Source organism: Paenibacillus sp. J22P143, assembly GCF_059692035.1.
Genome location: NZ_JCAUAQ010000041.1, coordinates 21298 through 28391 on the forward strand (window position 1 = coordinate 21298; position 7094 = coordinate 28391).

Sequence of the window (7094 nt, forward strand, 5' to 3'; positions counted from 1 at the left end):
ACTCTTTCTTGTAAGCACTTTCATTATATAAAACCGCCCTTGGCTTGATTACCCTGTAAAGTTTAGTATCTTCTTAGTAAAGCATAGGTGATCGATCGTTCCCGCCTGGTTGCACAGGTGTTGTAATCTTCACAATGGTCCCGACGCCATCCTCGCTGCTAATCTGTACATCAATGGCGTTGCCATAATATAATTTCAGTCGCATAAACGCATTCTTCATGCCGACGTGTCCACTCACATCTTCGCCATTGGCCATATAAGCGTTCAATAAATCCACTTTCTCCTTCGACATCCCGATACCAGTGTCAGCAATTGTAAAATTCACCTGATCACCCATTCTAGTCGCCTTCAATTCGATGGTCCCGTGGCCTTGCAAGGGCTCGATCCCGTGAAGACTGGCGTTCTCAATGAAGGGGAGCAAGGTCATTTTGGGGATTTTACAGCTATAGACAGACTCATCCACCTCGAAACGGTAGCTCAGTTTATCGCCGAAACGGTATTTCTGAATTTCTAGGAAGCATAGGATCAAATCCAGTTCATCACGGAACGTGACCCACTCCCCGCCCCATTCCAAAGAACGGCGAAACATTTTGGCCATGTTTTTAATGATTTTGGCTGTTTCATTTTCTTGCTTAATCAGACTGCGCATACGAATTGTTTCCAACGCATTAAAAAGAAAGTGAGGATTAATCTGGCTCTGCAAGGCATGCAGCTGCGATTGCCTTTGCTTTAGCTCCAAATCCTTCTTCTGAATATCTGCGATATACACATCATCAATAAGACTCTTGATTTGGACGGTCATGCGATTAAATTCGCGTATCAGTTGGCCGATTTCATCTTTCGACTCCGGTTCCGTAATGAGATCGAAATGCTGGTTTTTCACCTTTTTCATATGAACAAGAATGCGAACTAGCCGTGTATGCAAAGAAGACGAGATCCAAAAAATAATTAAGGTCGGCAGCAGAAAGTTAACAAGTGCTAAATAGACAACGAATTGCTTGGATTTGCGCACCGCATCCAGAACATGCTCATCAGAAACGAGCACGATACGCCAATTTTTCAAATAGTTGGTGCTATAGTCGCGCTCCAATTGAATCGCATTCTTGGGAATGGCCACGCTGCGGAAGTTGATTTTGCCCCGAACCCAGTCCAGCTTCGTATCCGTTGTATACTGAATATCCCCTTCGCCGTTCAACAAATAGAGATTTCCCTGCAGCGCTTGGTTGCTAAACATCAGCTTGATCGCCTCGGGACTCATCTCAATTTTCAACACTTTATTATAGGTGTTCGCATTACTAAAATTGTTCATTTGACGGATGATACTAATTCCGCTGTATGTGCTCTCATTATCATCACTTCGCATGACGAGCGGGTACGCTTGTCCTTCCGAAAGTGCCTTCTGCAGGTTCCGATACCATTCCGAATCCCGAATAATATCGGTCAGCGGGTGTAAGCCGCCGGAATCGATAATCGTCGGATTCGAGGTATACATCTGAATGCCTTTAATTTCGCTATACACCAAATTGTACTTGTTAATATTGGTCGCGAGCTGCGAGTTATACATACGCACATAATCGATGGTTTCGGCGTACGTTTGTTCCAAGGCATCATTCAAGAGGCCGTCTGTATAAAAGACAGATGATATCCCAACCGCATTGTCGATCTTGGCACGAAATTCATCCTTTAATTTATCTAAATTTAAAGTGATATCTTCCGTTTTCTGACGCTGAACATTATGTGTTGTCACTTGATAGAAAATTACATTGGTCAATAAAATCGGAATAAACACGCTCAAAAAGTAAAGCATCAACAGCTTGTTACGCAAACGTACATTATTTAGTTGGAATCGTCGATTTTTCATGGGTATGGCCGCCTTGTTTGGTCAGTAGTTTTTTGCGATATTCGGATGGAGGCATATCCTCCATTTTCTCAAATTGCGCAACAAAATAATCCGCGTTATTAAAGCCTACCTTCTCGGCAATTTCGTAAATCCGCAAATCCGTTTGACGGAGCAGCTTCTTGGCTTCGCCAATGCGGATCGACAGCAGGAATTCATTGAAATACTGGCCATACGTTTTCTTGAACAATTGCCCGACGTACACCGGATTCATATAAAATTCAGCCGCAATACTTTTGAGATTGATATTCTCTTGATAATGGTGCTCAATGTAGCTCTTGATCTTGTGGATACTGCCCTTCGTTTGCTCACCGCGTAATTGCTCCATCATTCGGGAGCTCTCTATCATAAAAGAAATGAACAGGAGCTGCAGCTCGTCAAAAGAAAGCGGCTGTGCATCCCAGCTTAGCATGGGCTTGAGATTAACGAGCAGATCCGTTGGTCCCTGCATCTGTTGCAGTGTTCCCACAATGCTGTGCACATAGCGATTGATAATCGTGCGAATCGCATCTTTGGCCAGTGCTTTCGCTTCGATCTCAGCAAAGAGCGTCGCGATTGTGGTCTTGATCTTCTCTGTTTCTTGCTCTCCAACCGCTTCCTGAATGCGATGAAACAGGCCGACATCCGGCTCTGCATAGCTGAGCGCTGTCTTAGAAGCCGTTTCATAGAAGAGGACATCCTTCATACCCTTCACATACTTATACTGCAGCAGCTCGTTAGCTGTCTGAATGGACTCACTGAGCGCTTTCATATCTTTCACACTTTTACCGAAATAGAGGGTAACTCCTGCCGTCTTCAATCTCTTAGCCAACAGATTCTGCAACGCTGCGCCGAATCGTTCATAGCTGCCGCTGTATAGCTTCAGCGCGTCGCTGCCAATGAGAAAAGCACACTGATGGTTGCGCAGCTGAACAACAAAGTCGCTAGGTACGTCGACTAATGTTTGCAACGCCTCGGCGACAATGCTGACATCATCCTTGATCAGGTAGTCCGTCGCGTCTCTATCCTCGGATATTGCGCTGCTCCATTCAACAATACCATAACGCAATACAGTCCCTTTGGGTAAGCGAACCCGTTCATCGAGCTCCATCACCGCTTTGGCTGCTTGCTCGCCTCTACTTAGTTGTTCGAACAAGCCTCTCAACGTGAGTCTACCGCTAATCGCTTTTTGAAGTCGCTCTTCCTTAATTTGCAGTGCCAACTTGCGCAGGGCCTCCTCCAAATCTTCTTCTTCAATTGGTTTCAAAATATAGTCACTCACGCCAAAACGTATGGCAGATTGCGCATAAGAGAAGTCATTGTAACCGCTTAAAATAATAAACTTGCAAGCACTCAGATTGCGAAGCTTCACTTCTTCTATTAGCTTTAAGCCATCCATAACTGGCATTCGTATATCCGTAATCACAACATCAATTTCAGACTGCCTGGAGGTAATCATTCGCAGCGCATCTTTTCCATTATCCGCTTCAAGGCTGACACTGTAGCCCAAGGACTCCCAATCGATAAGTCCGAGTAAACCTTTCCTGACATATTGCTCATCATCAACCAACATAACTTGCAGCATCACGACATTCACTCCCTTGGTAACAAAAATGGAAAAGCGAGCCCGGTGCTTAGCCGGACTCGCGGGGTTTCTATACGAGCAATCTAGATGTTGTCTATTGTATCCCACTCTGTCATGATCTTACAACTATAGGTGTAAATGTCTTATCCACTATCTATTTCATAACGCGGTGGAAAGCCATCTTGGGTTCATGATTCCGATCGAAGAGGAATGGCCAATTCTTCCTACCCTTTACCGGGAAATCATCCAGCCATGTGTAATCATCCGCTGCCCCCCAGAATGTGACTGCCGTAATGCTGCTCTGGTATGCCTTGAGTAGCTCAAAAATTTGCTCATAGCGCTCTGCCTGCAGCTCTAGCATCTCTGAGGTCGGCTCTGTGAGATCGGTTCGTTTGTCTGCGAATTCGAACACCGACAGATCTAACTCTGTAATTTGCAGCTGCACGCCAAGAGAGGCGTAGAGCTCAATGGCGGTGCGGATTTCCTCGATGGAAGGACCATGAATGTTCCAATGTCCCTGCAGGCCGATACCATGAATCGGCACGCCTTGATCTAGTAAGGATTTGACAAGAGCAGCTATTTTCTCCCGTTTCACAGGATTCGTTTCATTATAATCATTGTAGAACAAGAGCGCGTTAGGATCGGCTTGGTGGGCAAAATGAAAGGCTTTCGCGATGTAATCCTCCCCGATGATGTCAAGCCATTTGGATTTACGCAGCGTGATCTCTGTGGTATCTTCAATCGCTTCATTCACTACGTCCCAAGCGTAGATCTGGCCGCGGTAACGCTTCACAACCGTTTCAATATGCTGCTGCATCTGGGTTAGAAGCTGATCCCTTGTTGCCAGCGACCCGTTCGGTCCCTCGAACACCCAGTCTGGTGTTTGGTTGTGCCAAACTAGCGTATGACCTCTTACCTTTTTCCCCTGATTGATTGCAAAATCAACGATCGCATCTGCTGCTCCAAACGTATAGCAGTCCGGATCGGGGTGAATCTCGGCAAATTTCATTTCATTCTCTGCCGTTACACTATTATAATGCCGCTTAATGAGGTCGGCTTGCGTTTGAATGGTTTTCGAGTTTACTGCTGCGCCAATATCGAAGTAACGCTCGAAATTCTGATATAGGGAAGCTATTATTTTTTGGCTTTCATTCGTCACGTTGTATGACCTCCTTCAATCAGTGTGAATAAGCCTCGATTCATGCTAGGTAAGGAAAATCGACCATCTTTAGTAAATCGTACGCCCCTGCTCATCCGAAATCCCCGATTTCCTTGTAAAATACGTATTAATCACATCGCGCCATTCCTTCGCTTGCTCAGCCTGATCCTGGAGACGCTGCAGCACTTGCGCATAGCGGACTTCGTCGATGTGCTCCTGAAGTGACGTCCATGCAGCAACCAACTCAGCCGCCTCCTCAACGCCTTCAAAGTGAGTATCGTAAACGTGTTGGATGACCGTTTTACCAGATTTCAACCGATAGGTATACGGCACATGATGGAAAAATAACAACAGCTCATCCGGACATTGCGCCAACGATTCATATCGTTCTGCCTGTGGCGCATGATACTGCGCCGTGTAACCCGTCCCTGATTTCACAGTGCGATCAACACCAATACCGTGACAATCCGCAAAATGGTACGTCCCCCATTTCGCATATTCATACCCATCCACATTCGGACCGTAGTGATGGCCTGGATTAACCATCCAGCCTACACCAAGTGGAGCCGTATATTTCTCGTAAATGCTCCAAGAACGGAGCATCATGTTCGAAAGCGTTGCAACCACCTCTGGCTGCCGGCCGTACGTCATCATGATCCATTCTTGCGCAATGGCTTCCGCAGTAAGACTAGGATCCCAGGCCAAGCGGCCGTATCCGTATAGGTTGGCTTGCGCTAACACATGACCCGTCCAATTCCAGTCATCTCCGATATTGGACACCGCTGCGAAACCGCCGTAAGAACGGTTGAATAGAGAACCGCTAGCAATTTCAGCTGTTGTCGAACCTTCACCTTGCGCATGGGTATCAAAGTCGATGACTTCTTTCCACTGCGGCACGAGGAAGCAAACGTGCTTCTGCTGCCCCGTGTACTCCTGCGTGACTTGCAGCTCCAGCATTTGATTCGTGCTGCGCAGTCCTCCAAGCAATGGAGATACTGGCTCGCGAACTTGGAAGTCCATCGGACCGTTTTTGATTTGTAAAATCACATTATCATGAAACTTCCCATCCAATGGGGTGAAATGGTCAAAGGCCGCTTTCGCTCGATCGGTTGAACGATCTCGCCAATCCTGCAGGCAGTTGTACACGAAGCAACGCCAAATGACTAGACCGCCATGCGGCCAAAGCGCGTTCGCCAACATATTGGCACCATCGGCATGATCACGGCCATAGGTGAATGGCCCTGAGCGGAATTCAGAGTCCGCCTTCACTAGAAAACCACCGAAATCAGGGATGTATTGATAAATTTCGGCCGCTTTCTCTTCCCACCAGAGGATAACATCGTTTTCCAGCGGATCTGCCGTAGACAAGCCACCAATTTCCATCGTGCTTGCGTAGTTTACACTGAGAAATAAGGTGATGCCATACGCACGAAATACGTCAGCAATCTGTGCAACCTCAGGCAGCAATTCTTCTGTGATCAGCATCGTTTCCCGGCGATGTACGTTCACGTTATTGATCGAGATCGCATTGAGACCTGCGGATGCGAGCAATCGAGCGTACTCTCGGATACGCTTATGATCCTTGACGATGGCATTATCCTCGAAGAAAATGGAGCGACCCGCATATCCACGTTCAATGCTGCCATCCATGTTATCCCACTGATTCATCATCCGCAGGCGATTCGCGGGGTTCTGAACAATGGCAAGCTGCTCGAGGGATTCTCCGCACTGAAGCCTGCGAAGCAGTTCGAACACGGCGTATAGCACGCCTTTATCGGAGCCGCCGATGAGGACGAGATAGCTGTGTCCTAGTGCTTCTATGGTTTGAATCAGATAACCATCTTCCTGTATGCTTGCTACACGCTCGGCATCTAGAAGATGATCAAGCGCTGTCGTCTGATCTTTTACGCCAAGTAGAATCGAGTGCGATTTCGTTGGTGCTTCTGAATGGACAGGCGCAATGCCAAGCAACGCTGTAATTCCTTCATGAAGCTCATGCGCAGCCGTTTGAAATATTTCGGATATCGTATAGGTAACCATTTCCTGACACCACGTTCGGTACGATTCCAATAAAGAGACCTCGTCAATTTTCGCGTATCGAAGCCAACAATGATCTGTTTCTTGCTTATGTGTAGGCATGCTGCACCACCCTTATTTATGTATGGTTTTCAAAATAAAGCGCTTTCGCGAGTTATTATATCGTCTGCATCGCCGGTTTCATACCCTAGGATGTTTAGGTTTTACCCTACAGATTAAAGGAATTTCTTAATGTGATGGTGATATAGGCTGGCTTGGCTACTCAACGTGACATTGGGCGGGGTTGTGCGCATCAACACGACAAAAAACCACCCCCGACATCATGGGGGGCTGTTGACAAAATGGGTTGAGGATATTGTCCTCAACCCATTTTGTTGTTTTTATAGACTTTTTGTTAATTGTAAGGCCAACTATTCCATCTATACCGTGGCCTTAAT

General features: G+C 46.6%; 4 protein-coding genes. All 4 read right to left on the reverse strand.

Going from position 1 to position 7094, the window contains the following annotated elements; genetic code table 11:
* Positions 1 to 73 precede the first annotated feature (73 nt).
* The 4 genes from AC58PQ_RS28200 to AC58PQ_RS28215 all read right to left on the reverse strand — a co-directional run bounded on the left by AC58PQ_RS28200 (position 74) and on the right by AC58PQ_RS28215 (position 6759).
* Complete coding sequence (locus AC58PQ_RS28200) at positions 74 to 1861, reverse strand: sensor histidine kinase (protein WP_497247480.1); 1788 nt, start codon at positions 1859 to 1861, stop codon at positions 74 to 76.
* On the reverse strand, positions 1833 to 3461 hold the full coding sequence (locus AC58PQ_RS28205) for a response regulator transcription factor (protein WP_497247482.1): 1629 nt from the start codon (positions 3459 to 3461) through the stop codon (positions 1833 to 1835). The genes AC58PQ_RS28200 and AC58PQ_RS28205 overlap by 29 nt, the downstream gene beginning before the upstream one ends.
* Before the next feature lie 154 nt (positions 3462 to 3615).
* Positions 3616 to 4620 carry an endo-1,4-beta-xylanase gene (locus AC58PQ_RS28210; RefSeq protein ID WP_497247484.1) on the reverse strand — a complete coding sequence of 335 codons (1005 nt, stop codon included), beginning with the start codon at positions 4618 to 4620 and terminating at the stop codon, positions 3616 to 3618.
* A gap of 69 nt (positions 4621 to 4689) precedes the next feature.
* Positions 4690 to 6759, reverse strand: a complete 2070-nt coding sequence (locus AC58PQ_RS28215) for an alpha-glucuronidase family glycosyl hydrolase (RefSeq protein ID WP_497247487.1) — start codon at positions 6757 to 6759, stop codon at positions 4690 to 4692.
* Positions 6760 to 7094 lie beyond the last annotated feature (335 nt).